General features: G+C 28.6%; 19 protein-coding genes. 8 read left to right on the top strand and 11 right to left on the bottom strand.

The genetic code is table 11. From position 1 onward, the window contains the following. Positions 1 to 81 precede the first annotated feature (81 nt). The 4 genes from BFL38_RS07365 to BFL38_RS07380 all read right to left on the bottom strand — a co-directional run bounded on the left by BFL38_RS07365 (position 82) and on the right by BFL38_RS07380 (position 3666). Complete coding sequence (locus tag BFL38_RS07365; RefSeq protein WP_069726439.1) at positions 82 to 1209, bottom strand: sodium ion-translocating decarboxylase subunit beta; 1128 nt, start codon at positions 1207 to 1209, stop codon at positions 82 to 84. Positions 1210 to 1224: 15 nt separating this feature from the next. Further along, entirely contained in the window at positions 1225 to 1632 is a 408-nt protein-coding gene (locus tag BFL38_RS07370; RefSeq protein ID WP_069726440.1) for a biotin/lipoyl-containing protein, read from the bottom strand. Between the two features lie 137 nt (positions 1633 to 1769). Continuing rightward, positions 1770 to 2090 carry an OadG family transporter subunit gene (locus BFL38_RS07375; protein ID WP_069726441.1) on the bottom strand — a complete coding sequence of 107 codons (321 nt, stop codon included), beginning with the start codon at positions 2088 to 2090 and terminating at the stop codon, positions 1770 to 1772. Positions 2091 to 2121: 31 nt separating this feature from the next. Next, positions 2122 to 3666 (bottom strand): acyl-CoA carboxylase subunit beta, encoded by a 1545-nt coding sequence (locus BFL38_RS07380; protein WP_069726442.1) that lies wholly within the window; start codon positions 3664 to 3666, stop codon positions 2122 to 2124. Between the two features lie 530 nt (positions 3667 to 4196). Between BFL38_RS07380 and BFL38_RS07385 the strand changes: the two genes are divergently transcribed. Beyond that, the gene (locus BFL38_RS07385) at positions 4197 to 4724 is read left to right on the top strand and encodes a hypothetical protein (RefSeq protein WP_069726443.1); all 528 of its coding nucleotides are present in this window, start codon (positions 4197 to 4199) and stop codon (positions 4722 to 4724) included. 198 nt (positions 4725 to 4922) lie between these two features. Beyond that, on the top strand, positions 4923 to 5732 hold the full coding sequence (locus BFL38_RS07390) for a hypothetical protein (RefSeq protein ID WP_069726444.1): 810 nt from the start codon (positions 4923 to 4925) through the stop codon (positions 5730 to 5732). 137 nt (positions 5733 to 5869) lie between these two features. Here the strand turns inward: BFL38_RS07390 and BFL38_RS07395 are convergent, their stop codons facing one another. From BFL38_RS07395 to BFL38_RS07420, 6 genes are all read right to left on the bottom strand, one after another. Further along, a complete protein-coding gene (locus tag BFL38_RS07395; protein ID WP_069726445.1) occupies positions 5870 to 9010 on the bottom strand; it encodes an efflux RND transporter permease subunit in 3141 nt (1046 codons plus the stop codon). 29 nt (positions 9011 to 9039) lie between these two features. Then, on the bottom strand, positions 9040 to 10275 hold the full coding sequence (locus BFL38_RS07400; RefSeq protein ID WP_069726446.1) for an efflux RND transporter periplasmic adaptor subunit: 1236 nt from the start codon (positions 10273 to 10275) through the stop codon (positions 9040 to 9042). A 7-nt stretch (positions 10276 to 10282) separates the two neighbouring features. Then, positions 10283 to 11650, bottom strand: coding sequence for a TolC family protein (locus tag BFL38_RS07405; protein ID WP_069726447.1), 1368 nt, complete (start codon positions 11648 to 11650; stop codon positions 10283 to 10285). 310 nt (positions 11651 to 11960) lie between these two features. Next, on the bottom strand, positions 11961 to 14483 hold the full coding sequence (locus tag BFL38_RS07410) for a DUF5682 family protein (RefSeq protein WP_069726448.1): 2523 nt from the start codon (positions 14481 to 14483) through the stop codon (positions 11961 to 11963). Positions 14484 to 14594: 111 nt separating this feature from the next. Further along, positions 14595 to 15515, bottom strand: a complete 921-nt coding sequence (locus BFL38_RS07415) for a hypothetical protein (protein ID WP_069726449.1) — start codon at positions 15513 to 15515, stop codon at positions 14595 to 14597. Between the two features lie 17 nt (positions 15516 to 15532). Continuing rightward, complete coding sequence (locus BFL38_RS07420; protein ID WP_069726450.1) at positions 15533 to 16633, bottom strand: ankyrin repeat domain-containing protein; 1101 nt, start codon at positions 16631 to 16633, stop codon at positions 15533 to 15535. A gap of 231 nt (positions 16634 to 16864) precedes the next feature. Between BFL38_RS07420 and BFL38_RS07425 the strand changes: the two genes are divergently transcribed. Further along, positions 16865 to 17878 carry an ankyrin repeat domain-containing protein gene (locus BFL38_RS07425; RefSeq protein WP_069726451.1) on the top strand — a complete coding sequence of 338 codons (1014 nt, stop codon included), beginning with the start codon at positions 16865 to 16867 and terminating at the stop codon, positions 17876 to 17878. 283 nt (positions 17879 to 18161) lie between these two features. On the opposite strand, the gene BFL38_RS07430 is transcribed toward BFL38_RS07425, so the two are convergent. After that, positions 18162 to 19250, bottom strand: a complete 1089-nt coding sequence (locus tag BFL38_RS07430) for an aspartate-semialdehyde dehydrogenase (protein ID WP_069726452.1) — start codon at positions 19248 to 19250, stop codon at positions 18162 to 18164. 271 nt (positions 19251 to 19521) lie between these two features. Between BFL38_RS07430 and BFL38_RS07435 the strand changes: the two genes are divergently transcribed. From BFL38_RS07435 to BFL38_RS07455, 5 genes are all read left to right on the top strand, one after another. Continuing rightward, positions 19522 to 20136 carry a PepSY-like domain-containing protein gene (locus BFL38_RS07435; RefSeq protein WP_069726453.1) on the top strand — a complete coding sequence of 205 codons (615 nt, stop codon included), beginning with the start codon at positions 19522 to 19524 and terminating at the stop codon, positions 20134 to 20136. A 32-nt stretch (positions 20137 to 20168) separates the two neighbouring features. Continuing rightward, positions 20169 to 20420 (top strand): PepSY-like domain-containing protein, encoded by a 252-nt coding sequence (locus BFL38_RS07440; protein WP_008722057.1) that lies wholly within the window; start codon positions 20169 to 20171, stop codon positions 20418 to 20420. A gap of 157 nt (positions 20421 to 20577) precedes the next feature. Further along, a complete protein-coding gene (locus BFL38_RS07445) occupies positions 20578 to 21582 on the top strand; it encodes an Ldh family oxidoreductase (protein ID WP_069726454.1) in 1005 nt (334 codons plus the stop codon). A 17-nt stretch (positions 21583 to 21599) separates the two neighbouring features. Continuing rightward, complete coding sequence (locus tag BFL38_RS07450) at positions 21600 to 22268, top strand: DNA alkylation repair protein (protein ID WP_069726455.1); 669 nt, start codon at positions 21600 to 21602, stop codon at positions 22266 to 22268. Positions 22269 to 22668: 400 nt separating this feature from the next. Further along, positions 22669 to 23241: a tetratricopeptide repeat protein gene (locus BFL38_RS07455; protein WP_069726456.1), complete on the top strand. Its 573-nt coding sequence runs from the start codon at positions 22669 to 22671 to the stop codon at positions 23239 to 23241. Positions 23242 to 24001 lie beyond the last annotated feature (760 nt).

The following is a 24001-nucleotide window of genomic DNA, read 5'->3' on the forward strand; positions in this document are numbered from 1 at the left end:
AGATTTTTTATATAAAAAAACCCTATTTAAATTAATAAACAGGGTTTAAGTATTATATATAATCATTAAATTTATTTTTAATTAATGGAAGAATGTAAGAAGTATACCCATAACAATAGCACCGGATATTATGCCTGAAATATTAACAGCCATTGCATGAAGAAGCAGACAGTTAGATGAACTATTTTCCTGTCCGTAAACATGTGCTCCCCAAGCAGGAATAGGAAAAGCACTTAAACCTGCAGAACCTATTATAGGATTAACTTTACCGCCTGATAATATATTAATAACTTTCGCAGCAATTATACCTATTGTAGTGCTTAATATCAATGACAATAATCCGAAAGCAAATATCATCACTGTATTTAATGTCATAAAATATTCAGCTGAAGCAGAAGAACCTATTGCTATTCCTATAAGCATAGTAAGTATTCCTGTTAAAGATTTTTGCAAATTAACTGAGAAATTTTTTATAATATCTGATTCTCTCAAAATACTTCCGAATAAAAGAGCAGCTATAAGAGGAAATGAGTTTGCCAAGAATATTCCGCAAAGCCCCATAGCAATAACTGCAAATATAATTTTCTCTCCTCTTGAAACATGTCTCAAATAATTCATAGGAATTTTTCTTTCTTTTGCAGTAGTCAAAACTTTTGTAAGTCCTGATTGAAGCAAAGGAAGAAGCTCCATATAAAGATAAGCAGCCATAACAATAGCAGCAAAATATTTAGGCTCTGTAATTAGAGAAGTCATATACATAGCCAAAGACCCGTCAGCAGCACCTATAATTGAAGCAGCAGCAGATAAACCTTCTCCTAAATTCAAAGAACTCATAATATAAAATACTATAAGTATGCCAATCTGAGAACTAGCACCTATAAAGAAATTTTTAGGATCTGCAAGTACAAGTCCTAAATCTATCATAGTACCAACCGCAAAAAATACCAATACAGGATACACGCCGCTGTCTGCACCGCTATGAATTAAACCCAAAAAACCATTTACTACATCTTCTGTCATTTTAGGAAGCGGCATATTAGCAGCTAATATTGCAACTCCCATAGGAAGAAGAAGCAGAGGTTTTTTCTTATAATATATAGACATATATATAAGATATGCTCCTAAAAGCATCATTATAACTTGGGCTAAAGTCGGCGGATAAAAACCTGTAAATAAATTGTTAAAATCCAAACCTAAAGCATTATTCATATTCACCCCTTTATATTACTTAATTTGTAATATAACCTGACCCTCTACAACTGAAGAACCCTTTTCAACATGTATAGACTTCACCTCTCCTGAAGCAGGAGCTGTAATTTCATTTTCCATTTTCATAGCCTCTAATATAGCTACAACCTGACCTTCATTAATTTTATCTCCTACCGCAACATTAAATGATACTATAGTACCAGGCATAGGAGCTTTTATTGATATAGCATTTTCATCTATAGGAGCAGAAGCTGCTGAAACTGTCGGAGCTGATGCCGGTTTTGATTCTGAAACAGGTTTTGATGTATTTACCGGGGCATTAACTATAGTAGATACTGTTTTATTTGAAGCTACAGTTCTTATCTCCTCTACTGATACATCATAAGTTTTTCCATTAACTGTGATTTTATATTGCTTAGTCATAATATTATTCTCCACAAAATGTTTTTATATTTTATAATATTCTAATCTATAACAACTTTAGTTATAAGACTATCAATCTTTTATTAATAAAAATATAAAGCTTTTTTAAGCTAACTATTTTTTATATTAATAAATTATCATTTTAATTTATTTACTCTGTCAACCATTCCCCATATAGGAGTTTTAGACTCTTTAATAGATGTAATAATAAATTTATTATTAGACATACCTGTATAAACTGATATTGAAGCGGTTAACACTGCTGCAAGTTCAGTATCATCTATTAAATCCTCTTCTTTAGTTTTACTTTCCTCTACTACCTTTATAATTTCTTCTTCTTTCTTTATATTCCTAGTTTTGAAAATCATTCCCAAAACTAAAGACAATATATAAAAAACTAAAGCAACTATAAAAACAGACATTATACCGAATATTGTAATAGCTGCATTATGTTCCATTTAATTCTCCTTAATTATTTAAAATTAAATTTTATAGAGGTATATTGCCATGTTTTCTAGGAAGTCTTGTTTCTCTCTTGCTTTTTAAAAGATGCAATGCATTAATCAAATAACTTCTAGTATATTCAGGCTCTATTATATCATCTACATAACCTCTTACAGCAGCTCTGTAAGGATTAGCAAATTCTTTTTTATATTCTTCTATTTTTTCAGCTCTTACTTTTTTAGGATCATCAGCTTTATCTATTTCTTTTTTGAATATGATATTAGCAGCACCGTCCGGTCCCATAACAGCAATCTCAGCAGAAGGCCAAGCATAAACCATATCAGCACCCAAATGTTTAGAACACATAGCGATATAAGCTCCGCCGTAAGACTTTCTTATGATAAGAGTAATTTTAGGAGCAGTAGCCTCCGAATAAGCATATAAAAGTTTAGCACCATGTCTAATAACACCATTATGCTCCTGTCCTACGCCTGGTAAATATCCGGCAGTATCAACTAATGTGATAAGAGGAATATTAAAACTATCACAGAAGCGAATAAATCTTGCAGCTTTATCAGCAGCATTAATATCAAGTACACCCGCCATAGAATTAGGCTGATTAGCTATTATACCAACAGACTTTCCATCAAGACGAGCAAAACATATAACTATATTAGTGGCAAATAAAGGCTGAAGTTCAAAAAACTCTCCGTTATCAACAACTCTTTTTATAATATCTTTTATATCATAAGGTTTGTTTGGGCTGTCTGGAAGAACATTAGATAATTCTTCATCCGCTCTGTTAGGATCATCATCTGTATTATCTAAAGGCACATCTTCCAAATTATTCTGAGGTATATAAGATAATAATTTCTTAACACCTTCTAATGTAGAAACTTCATCAGGGAACATTAAAGAAGCAACACCTGAAGTTTTACTATGAACATAAGCTCCTCCAAGTTCTTCAGCAGAAACCTGTTCTCCTGTTACGGCTTTTACTACCTGAGGACCTGTTATAAACATATTAGATCCTTTATCAGTCATAAAGATAAAGTCCATCAAAGCAGGCGAATAAACAGCTCCGCCCGCACAAGGTCCCATTATAACACATATCTGCGGTATAACACCAGAAGCCTGAACATTTCTATAGAATATATCGCCGTATCCTCTTAAAGAGTCAATGCCTTCCTGTATTCTAGCTCCGCCAGAATCATTAATACCTATACAAGGACAGCCTAATTTTATAGCCATATCCTGCACCTTACAAATTTTAGCAGCATGCATTTGTCCTAATGAACCGCCTATAACAGTAAAGTCCTGAGCATATATACATACCTGTCTTCCGTTAATTTTTCCGTATCCTGTAACTACACCTTCTCCGGCAACTTTATTTTTTTCCATACCAAAATCACTGCATCTATGCTCTATAAAAGCATCGATCTCGCAGAAAGTACCTTCGTCTAAAAGTTGTAATATACGCTCTCTGGCTGTTAATTTACCTTTTTTATGACGCTCTTCATTTTTTTCCTTGCCGCCGCCTTCTTCTATTTTCTCTTTTCTTTTTCTTAATTCATTGATTTTTTCTTGCATATTCCTTTAAGTCCTTATTAGATTTTTTATCTAACTATATAGATTTTAAACAAAAATTTAAATGACTAGTTAAAGAACCATATAACTATTTCTTATTTATTGCAATGGTATTTTATAACTTTTGTATGTTTTAACAATTTAGTCGAAAGTTTAATTTTTTATACATAAAAAATTTTAAATAAAGTGATAAGATATTTTTATATACTTTAAATAATATTACATTTTTTACTGCAAATAAATATATAAAAATATTAACTTTAAAACATAATCTGTTAACACTTTATTAATTAATCTTAAAATTAAATATTCATAACTTTATCTTAAATATCATATTAAAGATTCAATTTATTTTAATTACATATAATATTATTCAGCATCATAAAATAAAATTATAAGTTATACATTTAAAATATATATTAATTTATTCATAACTTTTTATAATTTATAGCAAAAATATACTTCTAAATAGTTTACTTAAAAAATAAATAATTTATAATATAGCAAATTAATTAGAAAAAGGAGAAATATTAATGAAAAATAAACTCATTCTATCTTTAATGTTAGTTTTGGTATTGTCTGTAAGCTGTAAAAATAACACAACAGATTCTACTACTGATGAAGACAAAAATGCCACTCTAACTATAGAAACATTAAATGCTGAAATAAATAGTATGACAGATCAATCTCCTGTAATATCAGTTACTGAAACATCAACTACTAAATCTGTTACTTTTCCAATTAATTATGCTTTTAATGACTATAGTTTAACAGACTATAAATTAGATGTTTATGTTACTCCAAATTCCTTAAAAGGAGGACTTGATAAAGCATTTGCAGGAATACAAAATGGGAAAATTAATTATGAAGTAACACCTCCAAATATTACTTCACAAGGCAGATCTACGCAAATTATCACTATAACTTTAACACCAAAAAATTCAAGTGATACTTTTAATAAATCTAGTTTTAGAAATTCAGGAAAGAAATTCTATAAAACTATTGAGTCTAATAAAATTGTATGTGAATTTGAGTTTGATACAAATTGGAAGCCAAATTAATTAAAAAATTAATTTATGAAATTATTAGGGCATTTTCTTTAATAGATAATGTCCTTTTTTATAATAATAAATTTGGATTTTAAGTATATAATAATTTTATAGAAAGTTTAAATAAACTATATTCAGTTCCAAAAATATTGACTTAAATGTTTAATATGTTATGTTAATATGTTTTCATGAAAAAATAAAGGAGAAAATATGAAAAAAATACTCACATTTTTATTAATTTTAAGCAATATAATTTTTGTAGGATGCGGAAACAATGTAACAAATTCCGATAGTACTACTGTTCCAGGTGACGATAGTCAAAACTTGCAAAAACCAGATGGTTTATCATCAACTCATGATGGTACTTGGTATTTTTACAGCGAAGATGGATCAGTAAATGGCGATACTGTTACTATAGCTAATGGAGGAATTACAGGATTAAAAACATCATCAGGAACAGCAATAGATTTTGTAAAAGATAATTTTAATAGTAAATTCAGTCTTTTAGATTCCAATCCTATTGGTGAAAAAAACTATGTCGTATATAAAGATGGCTATACTGGCAACATGAATTTCAATACAGATGTAGGCTATTTAAAAATAAGAGATGCTTCTTCAGGTAGTGTCGTAATGGAAGGAATGCTTTCAAAAACACAAAAAACTACTACTATAGATAATACTTATACTGGAACATATACAGCAACCAAAGGTAATAGTACAACAATAAAAATTAATGTTACATCTACTTTAGTTACTTTAACAATAACATCAAGCTCAATAATGAGAAATTATAAAATTCCTGCTGCATATTTTACTAAAAGCGGTCATTCTTATACTTCTACTGCTATGAATTATCCTAATACAGTATTAAATTTTGATACAACAACTACAACTTTTACTATACAACATGTAAATGTAAATTATAGTGCTTCTGATGCTAATTTTACTAAAGTATCTTCTTCTTCTGGATCCCCTACTACTATTTCTACATCAGCTGATACATATACAAAAGGACAATAAATATTATTTGAGTTTTAATGATAAGTACATTTTATTACTATAAGTTAAAATTATATGCTTAAATTAATATAAACTACAATAATGAAGAGCTTAAGTACTATAACTTAAGCTCTTTATTTTTTATTTATGTTTATCTATTATTTACCCGGAGTGCTTAAAGCATCATCAATACCTGTTCCTGTTTCAACACTAGCCAAATCTTTAGCATCATAATCTTTAAGCGGTATTCTATTTCTAATAGCAGCATAAACAGTAGGTACTATAACAAGAGTAAACATAGTAGAAACTGTTAGTCCTCCAAGAACTGCTAATGATAAAGGCTGATACATCTCATTACCTTCTCCGCTTGATAATGCCATAGGAAGAAGACCTAATATTGTAGTAAGAGAAGTCATCAAAACCGGTCTTAATCTCCTAGGACCTGCTATTAAAGCAGCTTTATCACCGTTAATCTTTTTCTCATGCATAAGCTGATTCATATAGTCAATAAGTACAATACCATTATTAACTACTATACCAATAAGAACTATAACCCCAATACCGCTGTATACACTTAAAGTTTGTCCTGTAATAAATAATAGTGTAAGAGATCCTGCAAAACCAAAAGGTATAGCAAGAGCAATAACAAAAGGAGCTATATAAGATTCAAACTGACTTGCCATAATAGCATAAACTAATACTAAAGCCAAGAATAAAGCCTGTATAAGCTGACCGAATGCCTCATTCATATCTTCATAATCTCCTGAATAAACTATTGAGAAGCCGGAAGGTAAGAATACTTTCTCATTTATAGCAGCCTGTACATCAGCCATTATCTGATTCATAGGTCTTCCATATCCTGAGGCAGTAATTGAAGTTATTCTGCTGTCATTTTTTCTCTCTATTTCTGAAGGAGCAAAACTTTTATCTACATTTGCTATAGCAGATACCGGAACCATTCCAGCAGGAGTTGGTATAAGCATTCTATTAACATCATCTATATTGATTCTATCTCTTTCATTTAATCTTACTATAACATCAATATCAGTAACATCAGAATTATCCGGAGTCATTCTAGTAGCAGTAGTACCTCCGAAACTTGTTTTAATAGAGTTAGCAACAGTATTTATATTAAGTCCCATTTTAGAAGCTAAATCTCTATTAACAGTAACATTAAGTTCTGGACTCGCATCACTTTTTTTCAAACGAACATCTCTAAGTCCAGGAACATCCTGCAAAGCAGCTATTACATTATTAGCAAGCTCTCTGGCTCTAGTTAAATCTTCACCAACTATATCTATGTCAATACCGCTGGAATCACTATTTCCGCCGCCCCTCATGCTGCTTACTAAATCGACATTAATTGTAGCAGGATAGCTTGCTAATTTTTTTCTTACAAGCTCAACATATTCAGCAGTCTCCATAGTTCTTCCGTCAGATTTATCTATAAGTTTAGCTCTGATTTCACCTTTATTTGCATCAGAACCGGATCTTGCTCTAGTTTGAATTCTGCTTAAATCTTTTCCGACAACCTCTTCTACATCTTTTCTCATTCTGTCAATGAAAGCACCGGTCTGTTCTTTTCTAGTACCTATAGGCATAGTAATACTAGCTCTAAATTGTCCCTCGTCAGATTCAGGGAAACCCTCTTTACCTATAAATATTAATCCAACAATAATTACAGAAAATACGATAGTTATAACAGGAATTAATACTCTGTTTTTATGATAAACTGAATAAGTTAATATTTTTTCATATACATAATTAACTTTTGAGTGGAAATGCTTATCAAAGAAATCTTCAAATTTGGATAAGAATTTAGATTTTTTAGTAGTTACAAGTCTAGCCCCAAGCATAGGTACAATAGTTAAAGCAACTGCCAAAGAAGCTATCATAGAAACAGTAACAGTAATACATAAATCTCTAAACATCTGACCAGTCTGACCTTCTACAAAAAGGAAAGGTAAAAATACTGCTATTGTAGTAAGAGTAGAAGCAGATATCGCAAGAGCTACAGTAGAAGTACCATCTATAGCAGATGAATACTTACCATAACCATTATTTCTATAGAAGAATATATTTTCAAGCACAACAATAGAGTTATCAACCATCATACCAATACCAAGTACAAGACCTGATAAAGAAATAATATTTAAAGTAGTTCCAAAGAAATACATCAAAGTAAATGTAACTATAATAGACATAGGAATGGATATTGCTATGATAAGTACAGTTCTCACATTCCATAAATAAAGCATAAGTATTATAACGGCAAATAATCCTCCCTGCCAAGCGGTATCAAGAACCCCTTTTATAGCATTATTAACATTATCAGCACTGTTAAATAATACTTCGTATTTTATACCTTCAGGGAGATTAAGAGTATCAAGTCTTTTCTTTATACCATCAGAAACTGCAACTGTATTAGCACCTGATTCTTTATTGATAGAAACATTAACAGCAGGAGTACCATTAACTTTAATAACATCTCCGTCTTCATCATAGCCTTCATATATAGTTGCCAGCTCTCTAAGTCTTATAGGTGTGCTATTAGTTTTTAAAGCTACAACAACATTTCCTATATCATCAACGGTTTTAAACTCTCCTGTAGTTCTTAAAGTATATTTATAAACACCTTCATAAGTCTCTCCGCCTGATATATTCTGATTTTCAGTAGCTAAAGTGCTTACAATAGTATTGATATCAAGTCCGTAAGCCTGAAGCCTATTCATATCAACATCAACTTTAATCTGAGTTTTAAGTCCCCCTCTAATCTCAGCCATAGCAACACCGCCAACCTGTTCTATACTAGTTAATATTTGATTATCAACTAAATTGTATAAAGCAGATAAATTCTCAGTGCCGTAAAAAGATATTTCCATAACAGGTATATTATCAGTAGAAAATTTATAAACTGCAGGACTTTCAGCATCATCTGGAAGCGATTTTCTTATTCTATCTATTGCCTCTCTTATATCAGCAGTAGCAGAAGCTAAATCACTGCCCCAGTTAAACTCAATAAAAACTCTTGAGTCCTCTTCTTCCGAAGATGAACTTACCTCTTTAATGTTATTAACTGATGAAACAGCTCCCTCAATTATCTTAGAAACAGATTTTTCTACCTCTTCAGGACCTGCATTATCATAAGTAGTTCTGATACTAATAAAAGGAAGCTCCATGTCAGGCAAAAAATCTACAGGAAGCCTTGAAAGACTTACTGCACCAAGTATGACCAGTGCAATTATACCCATAAAAACTGCTACTGGTCTTTTAACTATTAGTTCAATAAAACTTCTCATAAAAATCGCTCCTTTAATTGAATATATAATTAACCGCCAATGGAATAAATACCATTATCACTGCTGTTATTATCAGTATCTGCAGTTTTTGTTGTATTAGTAGATGTTGTTTTAGGCTGAGATGTAGTAGTAGGTTTAGATGCAGTTGTAGTTTGTTTAGATGTGCTAGTAGCTGCTGGCTTAGATGCTGTTGTTGTTTGTTTGGCAGCAGCTGTATTTTCTTTAACAGATGCAGTTTGATTTGCCGATGTATTTTGATTAGTATTAGCCGAAGCAACAGCTGTAGCTTGAGGTGTAATATATTCCAATATAGTAGGGTCATTTTCTATTCTATTAACTAATGAACCATTTTTAAGGAATTCGCGTCCGAACATTACTACCTCTTCTCCTTCTTCAAGTCCTCCGCTTAAAGCTACTTTATCTTTGGAAGTGAATAATACATTAACTTCTCTTGTATATGCTCTATATTGAACATTAGTTGAATTTGCAGCCTGAACTTCTGACGGCGGATTATTTGAATTATCTTCTTTAACAACATAGATATAATTCTTACCTAAATCATCACTAAACATAGCACTGTTAGGTATAACAAATACATTATCAGCTGAATTCAAAAGTATTGAAACATCAGAAAACATTCCAGGTAAAAGAAGTCTGTCTTTATTATCTATTAGAGCTTTTACCATTAAAGTACGGGTGGAAGGATTAACAGCATAATCTCTTTTTGTTATCTCAGCTTCTATTTCTTTATTAGGAGCTGAAGGAACTCTTATAATTACTTTTTGACCCAATTCTATTCCGGAAATGGAACGTTCTGGAACTTGTATTTCTACCTCTAATTGGCTGATATCAGCAACATTTGCTATAGGCGTAGAAGCTGCTATTGATGCACCTGCCGCCATATATGTAGTGGTAACATATCCTGAAATAGGAGTTCTTGCCGGAGCATAAGCATAATTTGCACCTATTACAAATCTGTCTATTAAAGCTATAGTGTCTCCCTTATTAACAAAACTTCCTTCGTATTTTAAGATACTTGCAATTTTTCCGGGTACATCAGAAGATATTTCTACTTCTTTAATGGCCTTAATCTCAGCTGATAAATCTAAATACTCTTCTAAATGCTGCTTTATAGGTGCTGCTACCAATACACTTATAGGATTCTCTTTTTTCTTTAAATCTACTGCTGACTTTTTACAAGAAGCAGATAAAAAAGATAAAATTAAAACAATTGATAATATTATAATATTTACTCTTCTCATCATAATCTCCTTAAGCACCTAAAAGCTTTAATATTTGTAAAGTGCTTGAAAAATAATCATATATAGCCTGCAAATATGCAAGCTGTGCATTCAAATATGTAATTTCGGCATCACTAAGTTCAAGTGTAGATATAGTACCGCCTCTATACTGCCTTTGTGCCATTTGCAAAGCATAAGCTGCCGTTCTGGCATTCTCTGCCTGCGACTGCAAATTTACCGCTTGAGACTTTGCTGTAGAAATCAAATCTCGGCTGCTTATTTCTATAGTATCTCTTAACTCATCATAGCTTACTTCCATTTGCTTTATACTAAGCTCAATTTCTTCAGCAGCTTTTGCTGTAGAAGAAAAAGGCAAAAGAGAGTTAAGACTATATGACAAAGAAAAACCTACACTCCAACTAAATTCACCAGCCCTATTTTTCTTAAATGTACCATTCTCCATTTTTACTTTATCTACTGTAGTTACTCCTACATTAGCATTTGCTGATAAAGTAGGCCATAAATAACTCCTTGCTACTTTCCTATTATACTCTAACATTTCTAAATTGCTAGCCATATTTTTTAATTCTATATTATTATTCATTATAATAGTAAGCAAATCATCATAAGCCATATCAGGCAATGCTATATTTGTAGCATCCAATATATTACCTACTAAATCTACATCATCAGCAACATTAGTTAAACCTATTTGTCTGATAAAAGTTAATTTCAAACTTTGATATTGATTGCTTAAATTTATAACCTGAGGTTTTGTAGTTTCATATTGTACTTTAGCATTCAAATATTCATACTCTGAAACCTGTCCGTTTCTATACTTTATATATGATTCTCGCATTCTATTGCTATAATTAAGCTGCTGCTGTAAATATACTCTGTAATTTTCCTGAGCTACAAATGTATTATAAAAATTTAATTTTGTATTGAGATCCACATTGAGTCTTTCATCATAATATGTATCCTTTTTCATTTTTAAATTAACATCTCTAGCTCTATCTGTATTCCAATTTTTAAATCCTGTAAATAATGTTTTTGATAAAGCGGCAGAAACTGACCAAGTATCAGGACTTGTATAAACACCTGTATTTCTATTGCTGATAGAGTATTCTTTAGATTCAGCTAAATCCAATCCTCCGCTTATACTTAAAGAAGGCATAAATAAGTCAGAGAATGATGCATCTTTTTGAACTTGTGCTATTCTCACATCATATTCAGCCTTTTTCAAAGTTTTACTAGCATCAAAAGCCATATTCAGAGCATCTTCTAAAGTTATAAATATTTTTGTTTCATTTGTAATATTATCTGTTAAATTTGTATCTTGTGAATATAAAGAAATATTTAATATTAAAATCAAAACCAGAGTAACATAAAATCTCACCACATGCTCCTAATATCAATTTATCATATTATAAAGTTTAGTAATAAATCTTCATATTATAAACTTAGAATAGAAAATATCAAGTTTCCATATAAAATTCGTATTATTAGACGAATAAATTTAAAAATAGTTCCTGATATATTTATAAATTTATAACAATAAAATTATAATATTGTAAACTATACTTACAATACTTTTATTTATATTTTTTATCAATAAATAAGAAATATAAATAAATAATAATGAATTAATAAATCACTTTATACATATAATACAAATTTAATATTAATATGTTCATTTTTATGATTTTTTATAAAGTTTTAGTAATTAAATCGAAAACTTCATTATCTATTTTGGAAGCTAATTGTATTTCTTCTATAGGCAGATTAACATCTATTAATATTTTGTTTTTACTGATATTATATTTATAAGCTATAATATATGATAAACGCTCTATTTCTATAGGGCTTAAATTTGAAAATGCATATCTGAAATTAGGAAGTATCTCTAAAAATTTATCTTCATCTAATTTTTTTATTGCAGAGTCTATACTTTCTATAATATTCTCATTTATGAATAATATATCTCTTGCTGCTAAAAGTATACCGTTCAAAAAATATGAAGCTGATTCTATATCAGAAGATTCCATAAAAGATGATATTATATGAGAAAATTCATCTGCTGTTAATCTTCCCAATTTATATTTTAATGCTAAGCAAACTGCATATATATGAGAACTTCCAAATGTATTATCAAGCATTGAGTCTATTTTATTATTGAAAATCTCCATATCGCACCAATTAGGATTTTCTAATGTAAATGAATATAAATTTTTTATATAATGTGAATTTTTTAATGCTTCTTCTTCATTAAGATTTTTCATAGAGTCCATATTTGTAACAGCAATCGTAAATACCTGTTTGGCTAAAGATTCTATAACAGATATTATATCATAATTACAAAATAAGGATTCCCTATCTATTGATAAATTATTATTAATAGCTTCCATATTAGCTAAATATGATAAATTATTAAGGCAGGTGCAAAGACTTACAAAATTATTATCACTAAGTATAGTTTCTTCTATTTTATTATAGTTATCAGTAAAAAAGCTGTAAAGCCCCATGACATTAGCTTCTATTAAAAGTTTTGAAACCTCTGCAGATTCTATACGGCTATTTAACTTTTCAACTATCAAATTTGATGCTAGCTCTTCTATTGTTACACCATAAACAGATTTATCTATTAAAACGGACTCTACTGCTGTTTTATATTCATATTTCCAAATCTCTCTTGCTAGATTCTTATTAACTTTATTTACATAGTCTGGTCCTCTTTCTAATTTGCAAAAGCCCGTATCTAAAAATCGCATCTTATGAAAAAATTTACTCTTTTCAAAATGACTTCTATTTTTTACTATATCTAATACAGATTCTATTTCTTCTGTTTTATTAGTTTTTATCTTGTATTCCTTGCATTTATTTCTAAAATCTATTACAACAGGAGGAACTATACTTTTTGACGACACATGACCATTTGACATGCCTGAAAGAAGTTTAAGCATCAAATCAAGATTGCTAGTATTCTCCAAAGATATATCACCCTTAACAAATGCACTTTTAGCGGCATCTATAAGCTCATAAACTCCTGCCGAATACTTACCTCTTAATTTAGCAAGATTAACTGCCATATAATAAGCATTAATACAGTCTGGTATGCTTACATTATGATTGTATCTGTCTATATTTGAAGCCTTTATTATAAATGACATTACAACATCTAAATACATATCACCTATATTGCCGGTATTATTTTTACTTATATAATTTTCAAGTTCTTTATAAACCAAATTATAAAATGCCGGAAACTCTATGCCGGCTCTGTATCCTCTTCTAGCATCAGCATCTTCAAAAGAATATGGTATCAAATAGTTGGCTGTATTTGAAATTATGTATTTTTTTAATCTTTTATATTCTTTATTTAATTTTTTATTATCTTTTTCATCCTCTTTTAATTTATCTATTATACCTTTAGTATGAAAACTTCCTGTAACTACCAAAACCCTATTATATTTTTCTAATGCCTCTTTAATATTTAAAGCCATTACATATTCTCTGTTTCTAGTTTCAAAATCTTCATCTTCTATCAAACGCATATAATAGCCTAAAGCATAAACACTTCTTATAAAATCTTTACTGTCTTTTAATATTCCGTTTATCTCAAAATCTCTCTCCCAAAGCTCGGCAAAACTTCTAAGTCCTGCTTTTTTGGTCAGCTCTACAGTATAAGCATTAACATTGAATTTATTATCATCATTATCATAAACAGATATTAATTTTTTTCTTTTTGTATATGTATCATTATTGACTTCTTCAGAATTTTCTTCTTCTTCATTATTTTCTTTTTCAGCCTCTGAATTGTCTATAGAATTCTCTATCATAAAAGCATAATTCATATCTATAAAACAGCAGTGAATATTATTTTTAAGTGATTCTCTTATAGCTGTAAACTCCGGAGAATAGTCTAAAAAAGGATAGTAGCATCTGTACTTCTCATTATTTCCATCAACATAGCTTGAATAAATACAAAATGGTGCTTTTGTATCTTCTTCAATCATATACTTCATCAAATCATTACAGTCATTTGGTCCCTCTATAAGTACAGCATCAGGCTTAAAACTCTCAAAAATTTTCTTCAAATGATATGAGCATGCTGGAGAGTGGTGTCTGATTGGAAAAAATATTACATTATCTTTTATGCTTTCTTCAAAACACTCATCAAAATTGTTATTATCTTTTATAATATCTTTATTTATTTTATCCGCTTTTTTCATTATTAAAAATCCTTAACAATGAAAAATATTTTACTATAAAAACAGCATAATGCAATAATTAGAAACTACATAGAAAATAGATAAAATATATTTTGTTATATTTTTTAAATATTACTGTCTTTTGAATATTCCATTAAACCCGTATTTTTGATTCTCATTATGATTATAAGGTACTTCCATAAGAAATAAAGTATCCCTATCTATTATAAACATCATAATTCTATATTCAACAGCCCATCCATACGAAAATACAAATTTGTTTTTAAAAAATGAACATCCAAAACCAAATGGATACTCACCGCCCATATCATTTTTTATTGATTCTTCTATAAATTTGTTTAATTTAGAAGAGCCGGATTTAAAATAACAATTGTTTTTATTATCTTCATATAAATAACTATCAGTATTTTCTGAAAAATACATACTATAAGGATATGAATAGTATTCTAGAAATTTTTCTTTTGATAAAATAAATGATATTTCTCCGTTTTCTGATTTAAATATAGTGAATAAACTTTCTAAAAAATTTTCTAATGAAACTTTACTAATCGAATTATATATACTATCATCTAATAATATTGCTATAGGTTCTGCTCCATATCGTTCATATACATTATCTGCTTCGTTTTTATTAACAGCAAATTCACTCCATATATCAGGCTCGTATCCTACTAGCAAAGGTGTTACATACAAAACATTATTTTCAATTATAGATAAATAATAATTTGTAACTTTTTCATATTTATCTTCTTCATAATTATGTCTTTCTACAATATTATACAAATAAAATTGATTATCATTTTTAGCACTATCAAAATAGTATAATATTTCTCCGGATTCAGATAAAATACTAGAATTTTTATCTATTTTATATAGAGGATCATTACCAGAATATATGGAATCATTATCAGAATAATGTTCAAAATATTTAAGAATAACTTTACCCTCAAATAATTTTACAAACTTTTCTTTTCCTTCCTGAGCATTCAAAACACTAACTAAAATAATAAATATAATAAATAACTTTTTCATAAATAATGCTCCAAAAATCAAGCTCCATATTTTTCCAATAATTCAATAATATCTTCTCTGCCTTCAGAAGCTGCCGCCATTAAAGCATTTTTACCATCAGAATTTTCTGCATTATAATCTGCCCCTGCCTCTAAAAGAGCATCTATAACTTTTACATCTACACTATAATTATAATTATAACGAAAACCTCTATGATTTTTTATAGCCCAAGTTAATACTGTCTCATCTTCAATATCGTCTTCCAATAAACTTTTATCTTTTTTTAGAATCTCTCTTACTATATCAGCATTATTAGTTATTATTGCAGCCATTATTACAGTTTGATTATCCCTATTAGTACCTTCAAGTTTTACTCCTTTATCTAAAAAAGCTTTAACAATATTGTAATTTTTTGTTTGTATGGCGTAAAAAAATATTGGTACTTGAATATAATATGAATAGTTGTCAGTTTCTGATATATCCACACTTAATGTCATATTAATATCAGCATTTCTTTTTATCAATTCAATTATAGCTTCACTATTATCTATTTCCTGATAAATATATTCAAATATTGCCCTTCTCAAAGAATTATTAAAATCATTAGCACCGGCCTTTATAAGTTCCTGCATTATAGCTACATTACCTCTTTCAGATGCATAAGGAAGATAATAATCAGCATCGGCTCCTGCTTTTATAAATTCTTTCACTCTATTAATATCATTTTTGTATATAGCAAAAAATAAAAAATCATTAGGATTAGCTCCTTTACTTAATAAATATTCAATAATATCATTATTGCCGTTTTCGATAGCAAAGAAAGCTATATCAATATTTACTCTTTTACCTCTGTCATCAGAAGAACCATAATAATAGCCTATATCAGCCCCAAATCTTACTAATTCTTTTACTAAATCCAAATTTCCGCTTTTAACAGCATACATCAAAGCACTTACTCTTTTATCATCTTTAGTATTAATATCAGTGCCTGTTCTTATTAGTTTTTTGGCTGTTTCTAAATCGCCTTTCTTACAAGCTTCTATTAACGCTTTTTCATCATTATTATATTGACTGAAACCAAATGAATTAAATAAAACTAATGAAAATATTATGGTTATTAATATTTTAGTAATTTTCATAAACTCTCCTTAATAATATTTTTATACATACTATAATATAAAATATACATAAAAAGTCAACTATTAAATAGTTTAAAACATAAAAATAGTTTATATTTTTTATAATTATTTCATTTTATTATTATCAATATACTTTAAGATTATATACCCTATATGGATTTAATATAAAAACTTGAAAAAAAATATTTATATAATATACTAATAAAAACTTGACTATAGGATATATCGTTTATGAAATATTTATTAATTTTTTTACTTCCTATAATTATATTTTCTTGTAATACCAAAGAATCAAACAATAATAATACAGATAAAGTAACTATAAATTTAGATGACAGTACAGATAATAATATAAATAAAACAAAAGAATTAAAAACTACAGATAGTAATGAAGACAATAATTCATCAATAAATAAAAATGGAACAGAAGAAACAGAATATTATTCATACACAGATAAAGAAATTATATCTTTTATAGAATCAGGAGATTTTCAAACAATCAAAAAATTAATTGAATCAAAAAGTTTAGATGTTAATTATAGCTTAGAGATAGATGAATATTCTAAGTCAACCCCTTTAATAAAAGCTATAGAATATAAGCAAACTGATATCATAAATTATTTATTAGAAAATAATGCAGATGTTAATTTAGCTTTGGGATATTCTACTCCATTAATAGAAGCTATGTATGATGAAGAACTTGTTCGTAAACTTATAGATTTAGGTGCAGATGTAAATTTAACTACTGAGTCAGGATTTACTCCACTTATGGCAAGTGCAGGTCGGCATAATATTGCTATAGCAGAGCTTTTAATTGAAAAAGGTGTGGACATTGAAGCAAAAGATGATGACGACATTAATGCTTTAGTTTATGCCTCAACTTATAATAATGAAGAGATGGTAAAATTTTTACTTGAGAAAGGTGCTGATGCAAATACAGTATGCGAAATAGAAAATGAACATATTGATATATCGCCTACTCCTTTAATGAATGCTGCTTATAGAGGGAATACTAATATAATAAATATGTTATTAGAAAATGGTGCTGATATTAATTATACCACTGATTATGGAATGACTGCTTTGATGATGGCCGCTAGTTTTAATCAGTTTGAAGCTGCAAAAGTACTTTTAGAAAATAATGCAGATACTTCTGTAACTGATGAATATGGCAGGACTGCACTTGATTTAGCAAAATTAGAAGATTATAAGGATATAGTTGAGCTTCTTGAAAAATATAATTAATAAGCTTGATTTAAACTCAATTTGTTAATACTTATGGTTAGGAATCACACAGCCGAAATTATAAAAAATTAGTTTTTAAACAAGTATAATTTTACATATAAATTTAGATAGATATAAGATAATTTTATAGTTTTAATAAATAATATTCTGTGTTTTTAATATAGACTTATATAAAAAATATTTATTAAATTGTTTTTGAAACAAATCTGATAAGTTATACAAATTACTTAATTTATTATAATAAAAAAAGAGGCTATGTATATATACACAGCCTCTATATTTATTATTTTTTTACTGATTTTCTTACAGCCGATTTTTTAGTAGGATTCTTTTCGTCAGTTTTAGCTTTAGAATCATCAGATTTTTTTTCTAATTCAGGTAAAAGAAGCTCAGCTATTTGTACAGCGTTTGTAGCAGCACCTTTTCTTATTTGGTCTCCCGCACACCAGAATGTTAATGAGTTTTTAGCACTGATATCGTCTCTTATCCTTCCAACATATATTAAATCTTGATCAGAAGTATCCAAAGGCATAGGATATTTAAACTTAGCAGGATCATCAACTACTTTCACGCCTTTTGCTTTAGATAATAATTCTTTAGCTTTTTTAGCAGTGATTTTTTTCTCAGTTTCTACTGTAATAGATTCGCTATGGCTTCTTATAACAGGAACTCTTACACAAGTACAGCTTACATTCATATCAGGAGCATGAAGTATTTTTCTTCCTTCATTAGTCATTTTTAATTCTTCTTTAGTATATCCGTTTTTATCAAATGAGTCAATTTGAGGAATTAAATTGAATGCTATTTGATATTTGAATGTCTTATTAACAAGTTTTTTCTTAGCAACATAATCTTGAATCTGCTGCTCTAATTCTTCCATACCTTCTTTACCAGCACCTGAAACAGCTTGATAAGTAGATGCTATAATTCTTTTAATTTTTCCAAATCTGTGAAGCGGAGCTAATGCTACTAAAGCTATTATTGTAGAACAGTTAGGATTTGCTATTATTCCTTTATGAAGTTTAACATCTTCAGGATTAACTTCAGGAACTACTAAAGGAACATTTTTATCCATTCTAAATGCACTGCTGTTATCTACAATTATGCTTCCTGCTTTTACTGCTAATGGGCTAAACTTCTTACTTAAATCAGCTCCTACAGCAACCAATGTTATATCCATATCTTTGAATGAATCTTTAGTTGTCTTTTCGATTGTGTATTCTTTTCCGTTAAATTTTACTTTTTTTCCTGCTTCTCTATTTCCAAGAAGTCTTAACTCATTAATAGGAAATTTTCTTTCTTCCAATACCTTAAGCATTTCCTGACCTACAGCACCGGAAGCCCCTAATAAACATAAATTTACTTTTTTCATAATTGTATTACCATTAATTAATTATTTTTTTATTCATATAATTATACATTGATTGTACATTAAAATCAAGATTTTTTTACATATAAAACTATAGTTTTTATAGTTTAATTCAATGAATTTATTATAATTTTTACAAAAAAAATGTAAATTTTTAGTAAAAAACTAGTAAAATTAATTGACATAATCTTAAAATTATACTATAATACTAAATGTAAAGATAATTTACCTACTATTAGGGTGTCTTTACAAAATTAAAAATAGGAGAAATTTTATGACTACTATAAAAAAAGCTTTATCTATAATTTTTGTTTCAGCAATGCTTACAGGTTCATTGTTTGCTCAATATAATGGATATTATGACAATAATCAAGGTCAAGGCGGCGGACAAGGAGGTTATCAAGATCCTTATGGTCAGCAGGGAGGACAAGGAGGATATCAAGATCCTTATGCTCAGCCTCCAGCTCAAGGACAGCAAAATTATCAAGACCCTTATGCTCAGCAAGGAGGTCAAGGTGCACAATATGGATATGGAGTGCAATTATCTTCTATACCTCAGAATGCTCAGAATTTTATAAAACAGCATTTTGCTAATGTGAAAGTAACTTTCATAGAAAGAGATTGGGACGATATCGAAGTATATTTAGAAAATGGCACTCAAATAGATTTCTTCCCTAATGGAGATTGGAAAGAAGTAAAATGTTATGGAAATATGCCTTCTACTATACTTCCTGCTAATGTTATGAATACAATAAGAAGAACTTACCCTAATGCTCAAATTATAAAAATAGAAAAACAGTTTACTATATTTGAAATCAAATTAAATAATATGATGGAATTATACATTGATAATAATGGTCAGTTATTAGGTCAAAAATGGGACGACTAATTTAATACATTTTATATAAAAGGAGTAATATTATGAAAAAAATACTTTGTTTATTAGCAGCTTTAACAGTTTTAAGCACTTCAGCTTTATTTGCTGATTGGTATGTGCCTCTTAATCAAGTTCCTCAAGCTGTAATAGCAACTGCTAAGAGAACTTATCCTCAGGCTCAGATTTGGGCAGTAGAAATGGAACATTACAATGTATATAAAGTTAAAATGAATAATATGATGGAATTATACATTGATAAAGCCGGAAATCTATTAGGTCAGGAATGGGACGATTAATATAAATACACTTTAACATAAAAATATATTAGGACAAGAGATATTCATATATCTCTTGTTCTTTTTTTTAATTTAATATTAAAATAAAATTATTGACATTATATCTATAATTATGTAAACTTTATTATGTTTATTGAATAACAAAAAGGTTTTGTACATGATAAGAGTTAATACAAAAGAATTAATGGAAGCCGTATACAATAAATTTAAAATGGCTGGAGTTCCTAATGAACAGGCTGGAATTGTTACAGATTTATTAATCTATGCAGATATAAGATCAATACATTCGCATGGAGTATTAAGAGTAGAGCATTATATAGAAAGAATAAAAGCAGGAGGAATAAATTTAAATTCGGAGTTTAATATAGAGGAGAAAAAACCGTCTTTTGCATTAATGGATGCTGACGGAGGATTCGGACATGTAGCAACGAAGTATGCTATGGAATGGGCTTTGGAAACTGTTGAAAAACAAGGAATTGCATTAATAGGAATAAAAAACAATAGTCATGCAGGGGCATTAGGCTATTATAATAAAATGGCTATAGACAGAAATAAAGTTTCTCTAATAATGGTTAATACGGATCCTTGCGTTATACCTTTCGGAGGAAAGAGATCTTTCTTTGGCACTAATCCTATAAGCTATGGTTTTCCTGCCAAAAAAGATTTTATACTTGGTGATATGGCTACAAGTGAAGTATCATTAGGACGCATATTTACCGCCCGTGAAAATAATGAAACAGTGCCTATGCATTGGGGGGTTGATGAAAATGGTAATCCTAGTTCTAATCCGCATGAAATAAAATATGTTGTGCCTTTCGGAGGAGTTAAGGGATATTTAATAATGACTATGGTTGAGGCTTTTACAGGGCTTTTAATAGGTCAGGCCTACTGCAATAATTTAGTAAAGATGTACGGAGATATGGATAAAAAAAGAAATCTATCCACATTTATGCTTGTTATTGATCCTGCTGTTTATAATGATTTAGATACTTATTTAAATACTGTGCAGTCATTCATTGATGATATAAGAAAAGAACCTGCTCTAAAAGAAGGTGAAACTATATCAATACCGGGGGAGAGAAAAGAAGCTTGTTCTGCTGATTACTTAAAAAATGGAATAACTTTATCAGAGCATGTTTATAAATATATTTTTGATAAGTAATTTTAAGGCTTCACTAAATGAATGATTTATATAATAATCTCTCAAAAGAATTTGAAATATTAAAAAACAATAAAGAAGCTGCTTCAATGGCTAAATACATGAAAAATAATTTTGAGTTTTTGGGTATTCATTCAAAAGAGAGAAAAGAAGCTCAGAAAAAAGTATTTAAAACAATTTCAAAAGATAAAAAAGAATATATCGATTTTAACTTTACAGATAAATGCTATAAAAATAAATACAGAGAATTTCAGTATGCAGCAATAGATTATCTTATTTTAAAAAATAAATATTTAAATAAAACTCATATAGAAAAGCTAAAAGAATATGCCCTCATAAAATCATGGTGGGATACTATAGATTTTTTAGACAGAATTATCGGAGATATTGCTTTAAAAGATGAAACAGTTAATGACATACTTTTAGAATGGTCTTTATCTGATAATATTTGGCTTAGAAGAATAGCTATAGATCATCAGCTTTCAAGAAAAGAAAAAACAAATAGAGAATTATTAGAGAAAATTATAATAAACAATTTAAACAATAAAGAGTTTTTTATAAACAAAGCAATAGGCTGGGCATTAAGAGATTACAGCAAAACCAATGCTAATTGGGTAAGAGACTTTATAGAAAAGCATAAAGATAATATGGCAAATTTAAGTATAAAAGAAGCAAGCAAATACATTTAATTTATTATTGTTGATAGCGATAAACTCGCTAAGAAATAGCTGACAACTTCCTTTGTCAGTTATCAGCTGCTCGTTTATTACTTTAAAACTCATAATTATAAATTTCAGTATCCGCCAAAGTGTTGATTAGATTTAAAAATTATTTAACGCACGGTAAATTAAACTAACAATATTAATAAAATTTGAATTACAAACAAATCTATATTTTTAATTTTATTCTGCGTGCGGTAAATACACTAAAATTCAAATAAAACTTTGGTATGATTTTATAAATTATTTTTTAATAAAAAATTATAATTGCAAATTAAAATAAAAAGTGTATTTTAAAATAATAACAACTTGAAAATACTAAAAAATAAAATATATTATTTTTATAATAAAAAATATTGTGAGTGCTAATATGTTATCATCAGAAAAATATTATGAAGAAGGCGTTAATTATCATAAAGAAACAAAATATAAAGAAGCTGTAGAGTCTTTTGATAAAGCTATAAAATTAGATAATACTACATCAAAATATTATAGTGCAAGAGGCAGAGCAAAAAACGGTTTGAGACAATATGAAGAAGCAAAAAAAGATGCTGAAAGGGCTTTGGAGCTGGATAAAAATAATGCTGAAATCTATTTAGTATTTGGAAATATAAATTTAGATTTAAATAAGTATTTTGAAGCTATTAAAGACTATGATAAGGCTATAGAGATAGACCCTAATGATAGTGATGCTTATAATAACAGAGGAATATCTAAAGAAAAATTAGGACAGTATGAAGAAGCTATTAAAGACTATGATAAGGCTATAGAGATAGACCCTAATTATAGTTATGCTTATAATAACAGAGGAATATCTAAAGAAAATCTAGGACAATATGAAGATGCCTTAAAAGATTATAAAAAGGCTTTAAAATTAGACCCTAATGATGAATATGCTAGAGAAAATATAAAAAATATTCAAAATCAATGTGGTTTGAGATAAACTGTACGCACGGTGAACAAAATTAAAAATATAATAAAATTTTAATTACAAACAAATCTATATTTTTAATTTTACTCTGCGTGCGGTTAATACGCTATAAATTTAAAAAAATCTTGGGTGGGCAACTAAAAATTCTAATTAAACAAAAAAAGAAAATATAAAATAACAATTACAAATTAAAGTCATAAGCCTAGAGGGTGGGAAAATGAAAAATAAGTTTTAAAACTTTATCTACATACCCCGCCCTTTAAAATTTGACGCTTTACTTTGGATTTTAATATTTACTATCTTTATAGCCTGATTAGAATTTGTTAATACCCGCCCTAGTGATGATTAGATTTAAAAAATCATTTAACGCACGGTAAGCAAAATTTATAATATAATAAAATTTTAATTACAAACAAATCTATATTTTTAATTTTATTCTGCGTGCGGTGAATACGCTATAAATTTAAAAAAATCTTGGGTGGGTATTAAAAATTCTGGTTAAACTTTAAAGCAATAAAAAATAATAATTACAAATTAAATTCATAAGTATAGAGGGTTGGCAAATGAAAAATAAGTTTTAAAACTTTATTTACATACCACGCCCTTTAAAATTTAACGCTTTATTTTAGATTTTTATATTGATTATCTTTATAACTTAATTAGAAATTATAGTATCTACAAAAGTGTTGAGTAAATTTAGAATTTATTTAATAATAATTGATAAAATCATATTATTTATAGAAGAATTAGAACTTTTGCAACTTTTGCTGCG

The sequence above is a fragment of the Brachyspira hampsonii genome (genome assembly GCF_001746205.1).
Taxonomy (GTDB): domain Bacteria; phylum Spirochaetota; class Brachyspiria; order Brachyspirales; family Brachyspiraceae; genus Brachyspira; species Brachyspira hampsonii_B.